Genomic DNA, 16,880 nt, shown 5'->3' on the forward strand with positions numbered 1-16,880 from the left:
TTACAAGAGAAGTCTATTATCAATCTTTCATGGATAGGGTTTGATTTTCCTGTGGAAGTTCATCCAGCACATCGATTACAATTCCGGGCGTCAAAAGCTCGGGAAGAACCATCGGCTCATCCAGATCTTCATGATAGATTACATAAAGCGGAACGCCATTTCTTCCAAAGGATTCGAGAGCACGTGTAATTTCGGGGTTTCGATTGGTCCAATCCGCTTTCATCATTACAAAGTTGAGATCCTGAAATTTCTCTTTTACCTGATCAGAACTGAACACAATCCGTTCGTTTGCTTTACAGGTTATACACCAGGCTGCGGTAAAATCAATAAATACATTGTTGTTTTCTGCGAGATGCTGATCCAGTTGATCTTCGGAATAAGCTTGCCATTCAATTCCGTATTGGTCTGTTTTGGATACTGAAGATTGTGCTGTCTGAGCACTGGATGAAGCCGAAATGAAGAATCCGCCGACAATCAGGAGAACGACAAAAACCCTGCTTACAATTCTGGAAACATTCGAAATTTGAGTGGCTTTCCATCGGTTCAGAATCCAGATACCCATGCTCATCAGCAAGAGGCCAATCAGGAGATTTGTTAAACCATTAATGCCAACCTGCTGACCAAATACCCAGGCCAGCCAGATAGCCGTTGCAAAAAGCGGAAAGGCCATGAATTGTTTAAACGTTTCCATCCAGGCTCCGGGCTTTGGCATTTTTTTCAACAATGCCGGAAAAGATGATAAAATGATATATGGAATCGCCATTCCAAGTCCAAGAACAGCGAAAATTAAAAGCGCGGCAATTGCAGGCATGGTGATGGCAGCTCCCAGTGCGGTTCCCATAAATGGAGCCGTGCACGGTGTTGCAAGTACGGTTGCCAACACTCCACTGAAGAACGAGCCTTTCAGTCCTTCACCGGTTTTTGCGCTTCCGGCTACATTCATGAGTGAATTTCCGATTTCAAAAATGCCCATCAAACTAAGGCCGAGGCCGAACATCAAAAATGTCATAAATGCAATGAACGGCGGGGATTGTAATTGAAAACCCCATCCCAGTTCTTGTCCGCCAGCTCTCAGTAAAAGCAGTAATCCGGCCAGAACCAGAAATGAAATAAGGACTCCGGCGCCAAATACCCAACCGTGCAGTTTGGCCTTTCTGGGGTCATCACCAGAGACCTGCACAAAGTTCATTATTTTGATGGAGAGGATTGGAAAAACGCAGGGCATCAAATTCAAAATCAATCCGCCGAGGAAAGCAAAACCGAGAATCAACAAAAATGATTGAGATAAAACGGGTTCGGAGGCAGTGGCAGCAACAGGTTCTTGTTCACCGCCGAGATTGATATCTACCGTCATTGCTTTGATGCGGCCGCTCTCATCCCAGCCTTCTTCATTATAAACCAATCCCCAAACCCGCTGAATGTCGTCTGATTTATAAACCGACTTTTGAAGCTTTATTGTAAGGGTATCGTTTTCAACAGCAAAGGGTTGATCCGCTCCGTTTTCTATCTCTCCCTGTTCATTGGCAAAATAAATGATGTTTGAATATTCAGGGATCTCAAACGCATCCGTTGTTAATTTTAATGTTACGGTATCATTTTTTACATCGGCGAATGCTTGCCAGTAATCGAGATCGGCAGGAAGTTTTTCGCGCATTTCAGAGAAAAGCGGAAGAACGTCTTCATTGAATTCCGGGCGTTCGGCGACATTCAGTGTCAACTCGAGATCTCCATATTCAGGAATGCAAACTTTTTCGCAAATCAACCAGTCCGCTTCTACAGTGAGAGTGGTTTGGTCTCCCAGGGCAAGATCTTCGGGTGCGGTAGCTTCCATCATGTAAAGCATGCTATCCTGGTAGGCATAACTTGTAAGGTCGCCGGGAATATCTTTCCATTTGGGATATGGCCATTTTATATCCGAGATATTAAAATCCGTCTCGTGAGTCCAGTTGAGAGTCAGTGGCATTCCGGAGTCTCCGGGATTCCTGTAGTAAACATACCAACCTTCGTCGATATCCATTTGAACTCCAATCCAAAACGTTTCTCCCGGTACAATGACAGATTGTTCGGAGATAAGCTCAACTTCCGCATGATCAGTCTTTACCTGGAAAGCTTCGATAGACTGCAACCCTGTGAAGAGAAGTAAGATGGAAGTGAGTAATGTAATTCTTATAAAATATTTCATGCCTGACAGTATTTAATCTGTTTTTTCAAACTTTAAAGAAAGTTATTTCGTGCCGCTAAGTACACCTAAAAACAATTTTTTACATGCTCCGTTCGTGTCAAAACATTAACAAATGTGTAACAAGGAGTCAGTTTGGAGAATACGGGGTTTGATGAAAGTAGAATCCAATACTGCTGAAAAGTTGAATGAATTCTGAAGGAAATTTGAAGTTTGGTGTGAGATATTCTCTTCTTGCGATTCATCATCAGAGAATCATCCGATGAATGAAGCTCACTTTCGAACTCGAACTGCCATCAACCCGAAAATAACTGAGATTAGAGACAGATATCCCAGCCAATCCCCGAAACGGTTGTAGAAGGTTTTGTAATCGGAATTGTAAATGGTAGAAGTAAAGGCCGTTTCTGTCCAGTATTCGGTCTCTTTCTGAATTTTTCCATCGGGAGAAATGATACCTGAAATTCCATTATTTGCTGATCGTGCAACCCACATTCGCTGTTCGATGGCTCGAAGTCTTGCGTAAGAGAAATGCTGAACATGGCCATTGGAATCGCCCCACCAGCCATCGTTCGTAATAATGGTGAGAAATCCCGCACCATTGTGAGCAAATTGATTCACCCATCCAGGAAAGACGGAATCGTAACAGATGAGGGCGGGGGTCTGATGATTATCAACAGAAAAGAGAGTCGCTTCCCGGCCAAGTCCATAACCCACGAGAGTTCCCCAGTCAAACCAATTGACAACATCCAATCGCTGGAAATATGTGACAAACGGGAAACGTTCAACAATGGGTACCAGCCTGGCTTTTCGATAAATTTCAGCAGCTTTATCAGGTTGAAAGAAAAGCGCCGCATTATAAACACTGTACAAAGACCCATCAGCAAATCGCCTGGGGATGTCTTCTATTTCTTCCTCATCGTCATAATCTTCTATTAATACAACTCCGGTAATCAGTGTGGCATCCCATGATTGTAATGAATCCCGGACCGAGTTTAATTGTGGAGAATTAAATCTTAACCCTGCATCTACTGCGTTTTCGGGCCAGATGATAAGATCCGTTTCTTCTGTTCTGGCTTCATTTGAGAGGCGTAATAATTTATCAATCAGAGCATTGAGAGAGGGTTCTCCGCCGTAGTTTTTATAGGAATCAGAATTTGGTTGAACGACGGTGACATGGATGGCTTCATCCTCCGCGTAGTTCATGGTTATTAGAGAGATCACTGAAAATAATGGGAAGAGAAGAAATACAGTAATTGCAGTAATAAGATAGTTCCGGTTCTCTGAATACTGGATGCTTGTATAAAAAAGAGCAGAGGTCAGAACAACCCAAAAAGAGACGCCTAACACGCCGGTGACAGAAATATATTGAATGACACCGGTGAGATTCGACCACGCATTTCCAAGGGTCAGCCAGGGCCAGGAGAGATCCCAGTTGTGATGTAGAAATTCATAGCTAACCCAAATTGTTGCTGCAAAAAATGACGATAAAATTGGGTTCAAATCAGATTGCTGAAATCTGCGAATCAACAAAAGTGGTATCAGCATCAACGCCGCATTGGCGAGAATTGCAGCCACTCCACCCGCAACCGTGGCCATCATTAACCAGTATGTGGTTAACAAATTCCACAAAACAAATGACGGGTAGGCATAAAAGATAACTGTGCGTTTTGTATCGCAAAGAGTACAAATTCTGAAAAGACAAAGAAATGCCGGAATTTGGAGAACTGCCAGATCGAATGGCGGATATGAAAGAGCCAATAAAACAGCAGCCGTTACAGAAAGAACCCAGGGATGATCCCAAAGCCGGATTGAATTCATATAAATTTTAGGGTTTAGTCATTCTCTGAGTTTTTAATCTTCATACGTTTTTCCGGCAATAATTACCACGAATTCGCCTTTGATTGAATCTTTGGAGTTCCAACGCTCAACAATATCAGAAAGTTGTCCGCGATCTATTTCTTCAAATTTCTTTGTAAGCTCGCGGGCTACACACACCCATCGCGTTCCTTCACAAAACTCTGCCAGTGTATTCAACAATTTCACCACACGGTATGGACTTTCATAAATAATAGTTGTGATATCTGAATCGGCAATTTCCTTAATTTTGGTTTGCCGTCCTTTTTTCTGAGGCAGAAATCCCTCGAAGAGAAATCGGTCACTCGGTAAACCACTTGCTGCGATGGCAGCTGTGACCGCACTTGGCCCCGGAATGGGGCAGACATCATGGCCGTTTTGATAGGCTGACCGAACGGCTAAAAATCCCGGATCGGAAATGCCAGGCATTCCCGCATCGCTGATTAAAGCAACCGTTTGATTCTGGTTCAAGAGGTCCATCAAATAATCCACCTTTTGATGTTCGTTGTGCTGATGAAACGAAAATGTTGGTTTATCGATTTGAAAATGCTGTAGCAAGACGGATGAAGTGCGAGTATCTTCACACCCGATGTGATCCACATTTTTGAGCGTGTCAATTGCCCGTTGTGAAAAATCATTCAAATTGCCGATTGGAGTTGCCACGATGTAAAGTGTAGCCAAAGTTGGTAGATGCTTATGAGTTTGAATTCAATTTTGATTTTTTTAGTCATTGCGAGGGAAAGGAATGACCGTGACAATCTCCAGACTGATCCAGGAGATTGCTTCACTCCGTTCGCAATGACTTTCAAAAAAAGCCGGAATAAAAGTTCAAAGAAAATATTAAAACTTGTAGTTTATTGCGTTAAAACAAAAATCATAAATCGAAAAGTTACATATGGATTTTAAACCATCAGGAATAAATCATATTACAATCAGGGTAAACGAAATTGAGCGGGCTGAGGAGTTTTATGGAGAAGTACTTGGATTTGAGCTCGTTCGGAAGATGGGGCAGAGTATGGCCGTCTACAAAATAGGAGAGGAAGATACCCTGGTGATTGTAGAAGCAGAGACGAGTTATGATCCTAACTCAAGAGATTTTCGGGTTGATCATTTTGGTTTTTACCTCAATTCGGAAGATGAAGTAGACGAAATGGCAACGTACTTACGGGAAAAAGAAGTAACGATTTTGAGTGGCCCCGCAAACAGAAAGAAAGGGCGATTTGTATTTGCGTCCGACCCCGACGGCAACCTCATAGAATTTTTCTACGAGTCGGAATAACTGCAAAAGCGAAAGATTGTCACATCATACACAGAAATAATCTTATGGCATGAACTTTGCTGCAAAATGTATCTGAGATGATTTTAGGTTTATTTTGAAACCATCAGATTAAGAACTAAAGATTTTTATAAGAATAAATGAGTTTGGAAAAAGAAGAATATACCGAAGACGGACAAACAGAGATGGCTGAAGCATCATCCGAAGAACTGAAAAATGTTTCCGAAGAGAGTTCTCTTGAAGAGCAGATTGATGATACCGATCAGCTTATCGTAGATCAGCAAAAACGAATAAACGAGTTGGAAGAAGAACTTGAAAGGCTGAAAGATTCCCAGCTTCGAAAAGCTGCCGAGATGGAAAATATGCGCAAGCGAATGCGTCGTGAGCGCGAACAAACATTCCAATCGGCACGCGAAGCTGCTCTGGATGCTTTCCTTCCTATTAATGATGACCTGATTCGAACACTTCAGGCCATGAAAGAAAATGATGCGGATCAATCGTACGTAGAGGGTGTGCAACTCATTGCCAATAAATTTGAAGATGTGCTGGAAAAGCACAACGTCAAACGAATTGATGAAACCGGGGTTCCTTTCGATGTAGATTTTCATGATGCAATGCTGAGGCAAAAAGCGGAAGATGATTCGATTGAAAGCGGAACCGTTTTACAGGTTTTAGAGAATGGTTACCGAATCGGGGACAAGACACTTCGGCACGCAAAAGTAATTGTAAGCGAATAATAATTCATTTATGTCAAAACGCGACTACTACGAAGTATTAGGTGTAGATAAGAATGCCAGCGAGCAGGAACTGAAAAAGGCCTATCGAAAACTGGCGATGAAGTACCATCCTGACCGGAATAAAGATGATGAAGATGCGGAAAGGAAATTTAAAGAAGCTTCCGAAGCATATGAGGTACTTCGTGATCCGGAAAAAAGACAACGATATGATCAGTTTGGCCATTCCGGAATGAATGGCGGCGGATTTGGCGGTGGTGCGTCAGATTTTGGAAATGCTAATTTCGAAGATATTTTCAGCCATTTCAGTGATATTTTTGGAGCCGATATATTTGGCGGCGGTGCAGCTCGCGGACAAAGCCGCAGAAGACGTGGAAGCGGCCGTCCCGGATCGGATATGAAACTCCGCGTTGCACTCACGCTTGAAGAGATTGCCGAAGGTGTTGAGAAAACGCTGAAAGTAAAAAAGCATATCAAGTGCGATTCTTGTAGCGGGACCGGCGCTGAGACAGAATCAGATTTTGAAACCTGCCCGAGATGTAATGGAGTCGGTGAAATTCGTCAGGTTTCTCGAACAATGTTTGGTCAGTTTGTAAACGTACAACCGTGTCCAACCTGCCAGGGTGAAGGAAAAATTATCAAGAATAAATGCAGCAAATGCGGTGGTGAAGGAAGATATAAGAGTGATGAAAAAATCAAAGTAAATATCCCTTCAGGTGTAGCAAATGGAAATTACATTACCTTGAGGCGTCAGGGAAATGCCGGCATTCGGGGTGGCGAACCCGGCGATCTTATTGTATTGATCGAAGAGAAAGAGCATGAACATTTTGAGCGGGATGGCAATGACATCTATTACGACCTTCTCGTGAGCATTCCCGATGCTATTCTCGGAACGGAAGTAGAAGTGCCCACACTAAAAGGAAAGGCAAAAGTTAAGATTGAGCCGGGAACTCAACCCGGCAAACTGCTTCGAATGAGGGAACGTGGAATCAAAGGCCTGAACAATTCCGGAATTGGTGACCAGTTTATAAGGATGAATGTCTACATTCCCAAAGATTTAACGGGTGAGGAGAAAAAACACATAGAGGCCATTCGTGGTGAAGAACACTTCGATCCCAAAAGTGCTCAGGAACGTGAAAAAAGCTTCTTCTCGAAAATAAAAGACGTGTTTAATTGATTTTTTTAGAGGGTGACGGAAATTGTCACCTCTGCATTGTATGTTTGGCTAAACAAATCAAACGTCTGTTATGGAAACAACTGTAATTCTGAGTGCACTTATTTTTTTCGCAATTGGCTTTGCACTGGCTTTTTTTATCGGGAAATCCAAACAAAGCCGGCTTGAGGAGAGAAACGCAAATCTTTCCCAAACGGCTGAACTCAGCGAATCAAAATTAATCCGCGAAACTGAACGGGCAAATCAGGCCGAAAAAGAATTTACCAGGCTTAAAGCAGAGTATGCTCATCTTGAAGAGAAACTCTCCGAACAGAAACAGCAACTGCGGGAATTACAGGAGCAGTTTCGCACGGAATTCAAAAACCTGGCGAATGACATTCTGGAAGAAAAATCGAAGAAGTTTACAGAACAGAATAAAGAGAAGCTGGATCAACTACTGAAGCCGCTCGGCGAAAAGATCTCGGAGTTTCAGAAGAGGGTTGAGGAAAGTCATAAAGAAGATATTAAAGGAAGAAGTGCTCTTGATCAACATTTGAGAATGCTCCAGGAGATGAATCAAAAAATGAGTGAGGAGGCAAAGAACCTCACGAAAGCACTGAAAGGAGATACCAAAAAACAGGGGAATTGGGGAGAGGTCATCTTACAAAGAATCCTGGAAAGATCTGGTTTGAAAAAAGGATCGGAGTATGAAACGCAACACAGTACCACGATGGAGGACGGAAGGCGTCTTCAGCCGGATGTGATTGTAAAACTGCCGGATGAAAAACGGTTGATCATCGATTCGAAAGTTTCTCTGACTGCGTATGAAAAATATTCATCGACGGAAGAGCTTGACGAACAGGCAACTTATTTGAGACAGCATATTCAATCTCTCAGAAGCCATGTAAGAAATTTAAGTACAAAGAGTTACGACCAAATTCATGGTTTCAATAGTCCCGATTTTGTGCTTTTATTTATCCCCATTGAACCTGCATTTGGCCTGGCTATGCAGAATGATCCTGATCTTTATAATGAAGCATTTGATAGGAATATTATTATTGTGAGCCCAACCACACTGCTGGCAACCCTTGCAACCATCGAAAACGTTTGGAAGCAGGAATATCAAAATAGAAATGCGATGGAAATCGCGAAAAGAGGTGGGCTTTTATACGATAAATTTGTCGGTTTTGTAGAGAACCTAGAAGATGTTGGGAAGCGAATTCGGCAGACAAACGAATCGTATGAATCTGCGATGAAACAGTTGTCAACGGGTGCTGGAAATCTTGTAGGTCAGGCGGAAAAATTGAGAGAGCTTGGAGCAAATGCTTCAAAAAAATTGTCGGGAGATTTAACGGATCGTGCTTTGGAGTCCGGTAATAATGATCAGGAAAGGGAAGAGCTAATCTGAAGTTGAGTACGGATTGACAAGAGCAGCCAATTTATATCCATTGTGATTAGAGATTGCCGTGTACCAGTTATTCTCCCAATTCCAGGAAACCACATGATATCCGTCAATTTCAGCGACATAAAAATCATCTGATTTCTTGCATTTTTTTACGGCTTCGTTGTCTCTTTTAAGTACGGAATTGGATTCAACTTTATTCAGATCAAACGTGAATACGTAAATCGTTTCTCCCATTTCCGGTTGTACATACTCAAGCAGCGGGGTGTTAAACTGGTCAATGAAATCAGAGAAAACAATTCCTGCAAATTGTGCGCCTTCAATATCAGGAATGGTGAGATCGATATTGTGATTTTTAGCCAGGTAAGCTTCTGCCTCTGCAATGGATGAGGTTTTATAATGCGGTTCAATAACGGTTCCGGATGTTGTTACAAAATGTTCAGCAGCCATCTGCTCCACGATGATCTTATTCACATTCCTGTTCATCCCGGTGTTTTCAAGAACCTGTACGGTAATCAGTGAAAAGATAATTACCACCGCAGCAGCAGATAAATATCGAATGATTTGTCCTGAGTAGCCGCTTAAAGAAAAAGAAGGAATTTCGAATTTGTTCCTGGTAGCTTCACATTCAAGATCTAAAAGTTCGGGGTTTTCTTTTTGGATAGCTCCATGAATACGTTCCAAAAGATCATCCGAGGCTTTTTTCTTAGGAAGGCAAGCCAGCGCTTTTTTTAAATTGAGTACTTTTTGATACTCCATGGCTATATCAGGATGATCTCTGAGAAATCTGAAGAAAGCTTTTCTTTCCCTGTCGCTTGCTTCTCCGTCAGCAACCGCATGTAAAAGAGCCTGAGCTTGTTTGCGGGTTAAATCATACATTGGGCGCGCGTGCTTTACTTATTTTGTGATCCTAAGCCCGAAGGTCGAGTTGAATTTCTCTAATCTATAATTGATGAACAATTAGCATTTTCCAATCATTCACGGCCAAGAGGGAAAAATATCTATATAAATAACTAATAAACAATCACTTTTGATTAAGCATCAATTTTAAAAGAACTCCATGGCAAGTCTAAGGGAGTTTTGGCTTTTATGCGAATCTCTTTTTTAAGAGTAGGATGTTCAAATGCAAGTTCCACCGCATGCAGCGAGAGGGCACCGTTTCCTTTTGAACCATATTTTTTATCATTCAAAATTGGATACCCCTGATTAGCAAACTGTACTCGTATCTGATGGGGGCGACCGGTGATTAGTGCAATCCTCACCAAGGATAGATTCTTTTGAGTTTCTACCGTTTGGTAAACCAGTTCAGCTTTTTTTGCTTTTTTATTTTTGGAAGAGACAACCGATACAACATTGGTTTTTTTGTCTTTCAATAGAAAATCTTGCAGCATTCCATTTTTTGGAGGGATGCCTTCAACCAAAGCCAGGTAGGTTTTCTTAACCGATCGTTTACGAATCTGTTCACTCAGACGAGATGCGGCTTTGGATGTTTTTGCAAACAGCATTACTCCGCTCACGGGTTTATCTAGCCTGTGTAAAAGACCAAGAAAGGCATCTCCCTTTTTGTTGTACTCTCGCTTGAGGTATTCTTTACAAAGATTCAGAAGATCGGGATTCCCGGTATAATCTTCCTGGGATAGAATACCCGCCGGTTTATTTACCGCAAGAAGATGATTGTCCTCAAAAAGAATTTCGATATCCGGATGAGTGCCGGTGGTTTTCATGTCTACAGTTATTTATCATTGCAATATCATTGAAAGATAAGGGTTAAATTACTCTGCTGTAACTATTCCATTTGATTCACATGCCGATAACGCTCGAAGAAAAAATTGCTCATTTACCAACCAGTCCCGGTGTTTATCAATTTAAAGACAACAGGGGGAGTTACCTTTATGTTGGAAAGGCCAAGCGGCTAAGGAATCGTGTGCGTTCCTATTTCCAGGATTCGAGTAATCATGACGGACGAATCCGGGTCATGGTAAATAAGATTGAGGATGTGGAAGTTATCGTAACAGATTCGGAAGCAGAAGCCTTAATCCTGGAAAATACGCTGATTAAACGCCATCAACCCCGCTACAATATTATGTATCGGGATGATAAATCCTATCCTTACATCTGTATCACTCCGGGCGAACGTCCGCGTGTTTTTCCAACCCGAACCGTGATAAAAGACGGGAGCAAATATTTTGGTCCGTATGATCATGTAGGCCATATGAGGAGAATGCTCGAAACCATCCGCAAAACTTTCGATCTTTGTACATGTGCTGTATCTCCGAAGTTGATAGATAAATCCAAAGGCATGCCAAAGTGGCATTCGTGTTTTGATGATTATCTTCAAAATTGTTCTGGTGATTGGGATCTGGAAAGGTATCAAACGGCTATGGAGAAAGTAGAACGACTCCTGACTGGAAAAACCGAAGGATTGATGAGAGAGATCAAAGAAGAGATGTCTATCGCTTCAGATGCATTGGAATTTGAGGAAGCTGCCCGCCTTCGTGATAGTTTACAGGCGCTTCAGAAGTACAATCAAAAAATGAAGATTGTTGATAATAAGAAAGTCAACAGGGATCTGTTTGCTCTGGAAGTGGATGAGGAATTGATGGAAGGCTGCGGAGTGCTTTTTAAAATCAGGGAAGGAAAACTGATTGGGAAATTTCACCGGTTTTTGAAGAATATTGAAGGAATCGGCAGGGGAGATATGTTGCAGTCATTTATTGAGGATTATTATACAGGACAGTTTGCCGGCGCTATTCCTGATGAAGTATACCTGAGTGATGAAATTGATGATATCGAACCATTGAGTGAATATCTTTGGGAAGAACATGGAAAAAAAGTGCCCATCAGAGTTCCAAAAATCGGGGAGAAACGGCAGTTTATTGAAATGGCTATTTCTAATGCAAAACTGAAACTTGGAGAACGGAAAATTGAGAAAGCAAAAGCAGAGCGCGATCGGATTCCGCAGGCTGTTAAAGATCTAAAAGAAGCACTACGGTTAGAGCGGTTGCCCCGAAGAATTGAATGTTTTGACAACTCAAATATTCAGGGATCAGACCCCGTGGCATCCATGGTTTGTTTTGTTGATGCACAACCCCGGAAAAACGAGTATAAGCGGTTTAATATAAAGACCGTAGAGGGTCCCGATGATTTTGCATCCATGAGAGAAGTTGTAAAACGCAGATATTCACGGGTTAAAAAAGAGAAGCAGCAACCCCCGGATCTTGTTTTGATTGATGGAGGAAAAGGCCAGTTGAACGCTGCTTTGGACGCTCTCAGGGAAATCGACTTTTTAGATCATGTAGAAGTCGCTGGATTGGCGAAACGGTTGGAAGAAGTGTTTCTGCCGGGTAAATCAGATCCCGTAATGATTCCCAAAACATCGCCGGCTTTAAAACTTATACAGTCAGCAAGAGATGAAGCTCACAGATTTGCAATCACATTTCATCGCAGTAAAAGAGGAAAACGCACTTTAAAAACAGAATTAACCAAAATTGAGGGCATTGGAGAGAAGAGAGCGCAAGAGTTGCTAAAACACTTTGGTTCGGTAAAAAAAATAAAAACAAGCGATCTCGAAACTCTCCAACAATTTTTAGGTAAAAAAACAGGAGATGCTGTCTACAGGTATTTTGCTGAATCTGAGAGCTAATCGTTTAACATGAAAATGTTATAGATATGTTGATTTCAGTGTTGTAATATATACTCAGCAGTGAAAGATAAAGTGCCTGTAATAAAGTCAATCAGGAATGATTGGCACGTTATATGCAGTATTTAAAACGGAAATAATGAATCGACTGAATGGCTTCATGTTGATTATTGTTTCTTAATTGAAGTAGCACTATTATAGATCCGAGAATTATGAGACTTAATAACTCAGACCACATACCGAGTAATTACGAACAAATGAAAGACCGCGAATTGGTTCATTTGTTTAGGAAGAATGACGATCAATTGGCTTTTAAAGAGCTGATGAATCGCCACCAGGCGAAAGTGTATTCTTATATTTTCAGTATGATTCAAAATCGTGAAACGGCGAACGACATTTTCCAGGAAACCTTCACAAAGGTCATCACAAAAATGGATGACACCTATAATGAACAAGGAAAGTGGATCGCCTGGGTTATGAGAATTGCTCATAATGCAACAATTGATCATATCAGAAAACAAAAACGATTTGTGGACGTTACATCTTCGTATGACAAAGAATCGAAAACCGATTTTTACGACAGATTGCCAGACGAAGATGCCTTGGCTCAGGATGAAAAACTTGAGCTGGATGAATCGACGTCCAGTTTGCTGAAGCATATATCGAATTTGCCTGAAGAACAGCGAACGGTTGTGATGTTACGTCACTATTATGAAATGCCGTTTAAAGAAATTGCCGAAATGACGGATGTATCCATCAACACGGCCTTAGGAAGAATGAGATATGCTTTGATCAATCTTCGTAAAATGTTCGATGAAGAACGTGAGAAGGAATCTAACAGTGTATGAGTACCAAGGAGAATAGAAGCATAGCTTACATATATAATGAAATGGATCCCTCGGAAAAACTCGAATTCGAGAGGGATTTGGCGAGGGACAGCAACCTGTTGATTGAGGTTGAGTCTCTCAAAAAAATTTCAAAGAGTCTAAACCAGCTCGGACATATTGATCCACCCGATCATGTGGTACAAGCTGTTTTTGATTCGGCAAAAAACAGTTCCTCTTCATCGGGGAATAATTATTGGAGAACTTTTTTCTACTCGGCTGCGGCAATTGTGCTAATCGCCATGACTTCCGGAATTTTTATGATGGACGATCCACAGCCTGATTCAGAAAATAATCAAGCCCAATCTGCTTCCGTATCGGCAGCTCCAGTTTTTTCACAGCCTGTAAATACCTCAGCGCCCGAAAATCTTACCCCTTGGGTTGATAAGAATGAGGTACTCTACTTCCAGGGACAAACCGGAGCCGGCAGCGAGATAGCCATTGATTCGATAAGAAATGATAGTTTTAAAAAACTAACGCCGGTTACGGATCCTTCACTGGTCAGAACATATCAGCGCCAGTTGCAATTAACGGGCAGCCATAATTAATTCCTATTGCTCTTATAAGTAACTAATCATTAAGGGGTTAATAAACTTCTATTCGAAGTTTTCCACCATAGAATGTGAATAACTTCTTTTGGTTAGGTACAAGGTGAGGCTTATATTAAAATCTGTCAGAATTAATTAACCCTTGGAGTCGAATGGGAAAAATTATATCGATTGCCAACCAAAAAGGTGGGGTTGGTAAAACAACTTCGGCAATAAATCTTGCTGCGAGTCTCGCGGTTATCGAACATCCTACTTTAATCATTGATATTGATCCCCAAAGCAATACGACAAGCGGACTGGGCATTGAACCTAAAAATGTCTCCAACTCCGTTTACGAAGTGATGGTTGGCGGTATTGATGTAAATGATGCCATCCGTGAAACGGAACTTCCGTACCTCGATTTGGTCCCCTCGCATATCAATCTTGTTGGAGCAGAGATTGAGATGGTTGACAGAAATGAAAGAGAACGAATTCTTTTAAAAGCTATCGAAGGCCTTCGCGACAAGTACGATTTTATCATTTTTGATTGTCCGCCATCTCTTGGGTTATTGACAATCAATGCACTTACGGCTTCTGATTCAGTAATGATTCCTGTTCAGTGCGAGTATTTTGCCTTAGAAGGGCTTGGGCAGTTATTAAACACCATAAAGATTGTTCGTCAACATTTGAACCGGGAACTGGAAATTGAAGGGGTGTTGTTAACAATGTATGATACACGCACCCGTTTATCAAACCAGGTAGCAGAAGAAGTAAAACGATATTTTGATGACAGGGTTTTTTCAACCATTATTGCAAGAAACATTCGTCTTGCGGAAGCTCCCAGTTTTGGAAAACCGGCTATTTTATATGATGCCTCCAGTGTTGGATCCAAGAATTATCTCTCGTTAGCCAGGGAGATCATTCACAATAATAAGAAGTTATTTAAGTCGAGTCCTGTCTTATCTAAATCATAACGTGATATGTCAAAAAAAGTATTAGGTAGAGGTCTTGGAGCTTTTTTCCCGGATTACGATGATGATTCGGGAGATGATGAAAACTCTCCAAAAACAAAAACGGCCGTACCTATAGAACCTGCTGATCGCGTAAATGTGGTTTTGGATATTCCAGTTGAGAATATTCGGCCGAATCCTCATCAGCCCAGAACCGATTTTAAAGAAGAAGCTCTCGAGCAACTGGCAACATCCATCAAAAAACATGGATTGATTCAGCCTATTACGGTGAGGCATATTGGGGAAAAGCGTTTTGAACTCATAAGTGGTGAACGGCGCTTTCGGGCAACAAAGCTGGCAGGACTTCAGAATATTCCCGCTTATATTCGCGAGGCAGATGACGAACAGATTATAGCCTTTGCGCTAATCGAGAATATTCAGAGAGAGCAGTTAAATCCGTTGGAAATTTCAATGGGGTATCAGCGACTGATTGATGAATGCGATTACACTCAAAGTGAAGTTGCGGAAAGGGTTGGTAAAAATCGATCCACGGTAACAAACATGCTGCGGCTTTTACAGCTTCCCGCATTTCTCCAGGCTGCACTCCGCGACGAAAGTATCACGACCGGGCACGCACGTGCACTTATAAATATCAAAAGTGAAAAAGATCAGGAAAAACTCCTGAAAACGATTCAGAAGAAAAATCTTTCTGTTCGGCAGACGGAAGAGCTCGTAAAATCATATGACAAAAAGAGCGAACAAAAAACCTCAAAGAAGTCTGTTTCCAAAAGCAATCCCTTTTTGGATGATGTTTCCAAACGACTGCGAAATCAGCTCAGTACCAAGGTTAACATTAAACAAAAAGGAAAAGGCGGCGAGATAAGAATTGAGTATTATTCTGATGAAGATTTAGAACGATTGATTCAATTTTTCGATGAAATGGGTTAGTTTCTGTCTCTTTCTTTTAGCCAATCTTTTTTTTTCGGATGGTTTTGCCCAACATACAATCCTGCATAATGATTTTTCGCTCCTCGAAAATCGCCTTGAACAATCATATTTTTTAGAATTTGAACAGCAGGATACTACTCAGACTACTAGAATTGAGTATCCAAGTCCAAAATCTGTACTGTACAAATCACTGATTATACCCGGTTGGGGACAAGTAGTAAACCGTCAGATTTGGAAAGTTCCAATTATATATGGAATGTTTGCCGGTGTAGGCGTTTACACATTCTATCTGAATGATCAGTACAAAGATTATCGGGCAGCATATTACAACGAAACCCATGATGATATGCAATTCGGCCCCACACCTGAACGTCTTGTCGGGGTAAATGTCAATCAGTTACAATCCACCAGGAATAGCTATCGAAATCAACGGGATTTTATGTTTGTTGTAATGGGGCTGGCGTACGGATTGAATGCATTGGATGCTTACATATTTGCCCATATGCGCAGTTTTGATGTTTCCGATGATTTAAGTGCAAAAACTATTATTCAACCAACATTAATCGCTGAAGGACGGCCGGGAGTTCGGGTTACATTTTCACTAAACAAAAAATGAGATATGAAACCACACAAAGTTTTTTCCAATAATATTGATGCCGACAGGTACGAATCAGAAAGCAGCAGAAGCCTGTGGAGTATTTTCAAAATAATGGGAGAGTTTGTGGACGGTTACGAAACGCTTCTCAAAGTGGGGCCGTGCATCTCTATTTTTGGTTCAGCGAGGGTTAAGCCGGGATCGAAATACTATGAGTTAGCGGTACAGGCTGCGGCTTCTATTTCGGAAAATGGGTTCGGTGTCATTACCGGAGGGGGGCCCGGTATCATGGAAGCTGCTAATAAAGGAGCTTATAGCAAGAATGGAAAATCTGTAGGGTTGGGAATTGATTTACCCAAAGAACAGGGAGTGAATCGTTACGTGTCTCCAAACTATGTTATCAATTTCCGTTACTTTTTTGTTCGAAAAGTAATGTTTGTAAAATATGCGCAGGGATTTATTGTACTTCCCGGAGGATTTGGAACATTAGACGAACTTTTTGAGACAATCACCTTGATTCAAACCGAAAAAATCATGAAAATTCCCATAGTGCTTATAGGTACAGAATATTGGCAGGGGTTAATCGATTGGATTAAGGACAAACTTGTACAAAACGGCTACATTCATGAAAATGATTTGGATCTTTTCTATTTAACGAATGATGTAGATGAGGCTGTGAAGCATATCTGTGATTTTTATGAAGATAAAGAACCAAAACCCAATTTTTCGTACTAGGAA

Annotated in this window: 16 protein-coding genes; 11 read left to right on the forward strand and 5 right to left on the reverse strand. The window is 41.4% G+C overall.

Going from position 1 to position 16,880, the window contains the following annotated elements:
• Positions 1-19: 19 nt before the first annotated feature.
• From L0B18_RS10600 to rsmI, 3 genes are all read right to left on the reverse strand, one after another.
• The gene (locus L0B18_RS10600; protein ID WP_234571744.1) at positions 20-2,182 is read right to left on the reverse strand and encodes a protein-disulfide reductase DsbD family protein; all 2,163 of its coding nucleotides are present in this window, start codon (positions 2,180-2,182) and stop codon (positions 20-22) included.
• Between the two features lie 270 nt (positions 2,183-2,452).
• Complete coding sequence (gene lnt, locus L0B18_RS10605) at positions 2,453-3,997, reverse strand: apolipoprotein N-acyltransferase (RefSeq protein ID WP_234571745.1); 1,545 nt, start codon at positions 3,995-3,997, stop codon at positions 2,453-2,455.
• A gap of 33 nt (positions 3,998-4,030) precedes the next feature.
• Entirely contained in the window at positions 4,031-4,714 is a 684-nt protein-coding gene (gene rsmI / locus L0B18_RS10610) for a 16S rRNA (cytidine(1402)-2'-O)-methyltransferase (protein ID WP_234571746.1), read from the reverse strand.
• A gap of 214 nt (positions 4,715-4,928) precedes the next feature.
• On the opposite strand from rsmI, the gene L0B18_RS10615 reads away from it, so the two are divergent.
• From L0B18_RS10615 to L0B18_RS10630, 4 genes are all read left to right on the forward strand, one after another.
• Positions 4,929-5,312 carry a VOC family protein gene (locus L0B18_RS10615; protein WP_234571747.1) on the forward strand — a complete coding sequence of 128 codons (384 nt, stop codon included), beginning with the start codon at positions 4,929-4,931 and terminating at the stop codon, positions 5,310-5,312.
• A 137-nt stretch (positions 5,313-5,449) separates the two neighbouring features.
• The gene (locus L0B18_RS10620; protein WP_234571748.1) at positions 5,450-6,046 is read left to right on the forward strand and encodes a nucleotide exchange factor GrpE; all 597 of its coding nucleotides are present in this window, start codon (positions 5,450-5,452) and stop codon (positions 6,044-6,046) included.
• Positions 6,047-6,056: 10 nt separating this feature from the next.
• Positions 6,057-7,220, forward strand: coding sequence for a molecular chaperone DnaJ (dnaJ, locus tag L0B18_RS10625; RefSeq protein WP_234571749.1), 1,164 nt, complete (start codon positions 6,057-6,059; stop codon positions 7,218-7,220).
• Positions 7,221-7,290: 70 nt separating this feature from the next.
• The gene (locus L0B18_RS10630; RefSeq protein ID WP_234571750.1) at positions 7,291-8,604 is read left to right on the forward strand and encodes a DNA recombination protein RmuC; all 1,314 of its coding nucleotides are present in this window, start codon (positions 7,291-7,293) and stop codon (positions 8,602-8,604) included.
• On the opposite strand, the gene L0B18_RS10635 is transcribed toward L0B18_RS10630, so the two are convergent.
• Both L0B18_RS10635 and L0B18_RS10640 read right to left on the reverse strand, forming a co-directional pair.
• Entirely contained in the window at positions 8,596-9,477 is an 882-nt protein-coding gene (locus L0B18_RS10635) for an anti-sigma factor family protein (protein WP_234571751.1), read from the reverse strand. The two genes, L0B18_RS10630 and L0B18_RS10635, sit on opposite strands and share 9 nt — an antisense overlap.
• A 155-nt stretch (positions 9,478-9,632) precedes the next feature.
• A complete protein-coding gene (locus tag L0B18_RS10640; protein WP_234571752.1) occupies positions 9,633-10,322 on the reverse strand; it encodes an RluA family pseudouridine synthase in 690 nt (229 codons plus the stop codon).
• Positions 10,323-10,402: 80 nt separating this feature from the next.
• Here L0B18_RS10640 and uvrC point away from each other — a divergent pair, with 80 nt between their 5' ends.
• From uvrC to L0B18_RS10675, 7 genes are all read left to right on the forward strand, one after another.
• Positions 10,403-12,241 (forward strand): excinuclease ABC subunit UvrC, encoded by a 1,839-nt coding sequence (uvrC, locus tag L0B18_RS10645; RefSeq protein ID WP_234571753.1) that lies wholly within the window; start codon positions 10,403-10,405, stop codon positions 12,239-12,241.
• A gap of 209 nt (positions 12,242-12,450) precedes the next feature.
• Positions 12,451-13,086: an RNA polymerase sigma factor gene (locus L0B18_RS10650; RefSeq protein WP_234571754.1), complete on the forward strand. Its 636-nt coding sequence runs from the start codon at positions 12,451-12,453 to the stop codon at positions 13,084-13,086.
• Complete coding sequence (locus tag L0B18_RS10655; RefSeq protein WP_234571755.1) at positions 13,083-13,670, forward strand: hypothetical protein; 588 nt, start codon at positions 13,083-13,085, stop codon at positions 13,668-13,670. The genes L0B18_RS10650 and L0B18_RS10655 overlap by 4 nt, the downstream gene beginning before the upstream one ends.
• 152 nt (positions 13,671-13,822) lie before the next feature.
• Positions 13,823-14,623 (forward strand): ParA family protein, encoded by an 801-nt coding sequence (locus tag L0B18_RS10660; RefSeq protein ID WP_234571756.1) that lies wholly within the window; start codon positions 13,823-13,825, stop codon positions 14,621-14,623.
• A 6-nt stretch (positions 14,624-14,629) separates the two neighbouring features.
• A complete protein-coding gene (locus tag L0B18_RS10665) occupies positions 14,630-15,547 on the forward strand; it encodes a ParB/RepB/Spo0J family partition protein (protein WP_234571757.1) in 918 nt (305 codons plus the stop codon).
• On the forward strand, positions 15,534-16,163 hold the full coding sequence (locus tag L0B18_RS10670; RefSeq protein ID WP_234571758.1) for a DUF5683 domain-containing protein: 630 nt from the start codon (positions 15,534-15,536) through the stop codon (positions 16,161-16,163). The genes L0B18_RS10665 and L0B18_RS10670 overlap by 14 nt, the downstream gene beginning before the upstream one ends.
• Before the next feature lie 3 nt (positions 16,164-16,166).
• Positions 16,167-16,877: a TIGR00730 family Rossman fold protein gene (locus L0B18_RS10675; RefSeq protein WP_234571759.1), complete on the forward strand. Its 711-nt coding sequence runs from the start codon at positions 16,167-16,169 to the stop codon at positions 16,875-16,877.
• Positions 16,878-16,880 lie beyond the last annotated feature (3 nt).

Source organism: Rhodohalobacter sp. 614A (assembly GCF_021462415.1).
GTDB lineage: Bacteria > Bacteroidota > Rhodothermia > Balneolales > Balneolaceae > Rhodohalobacter.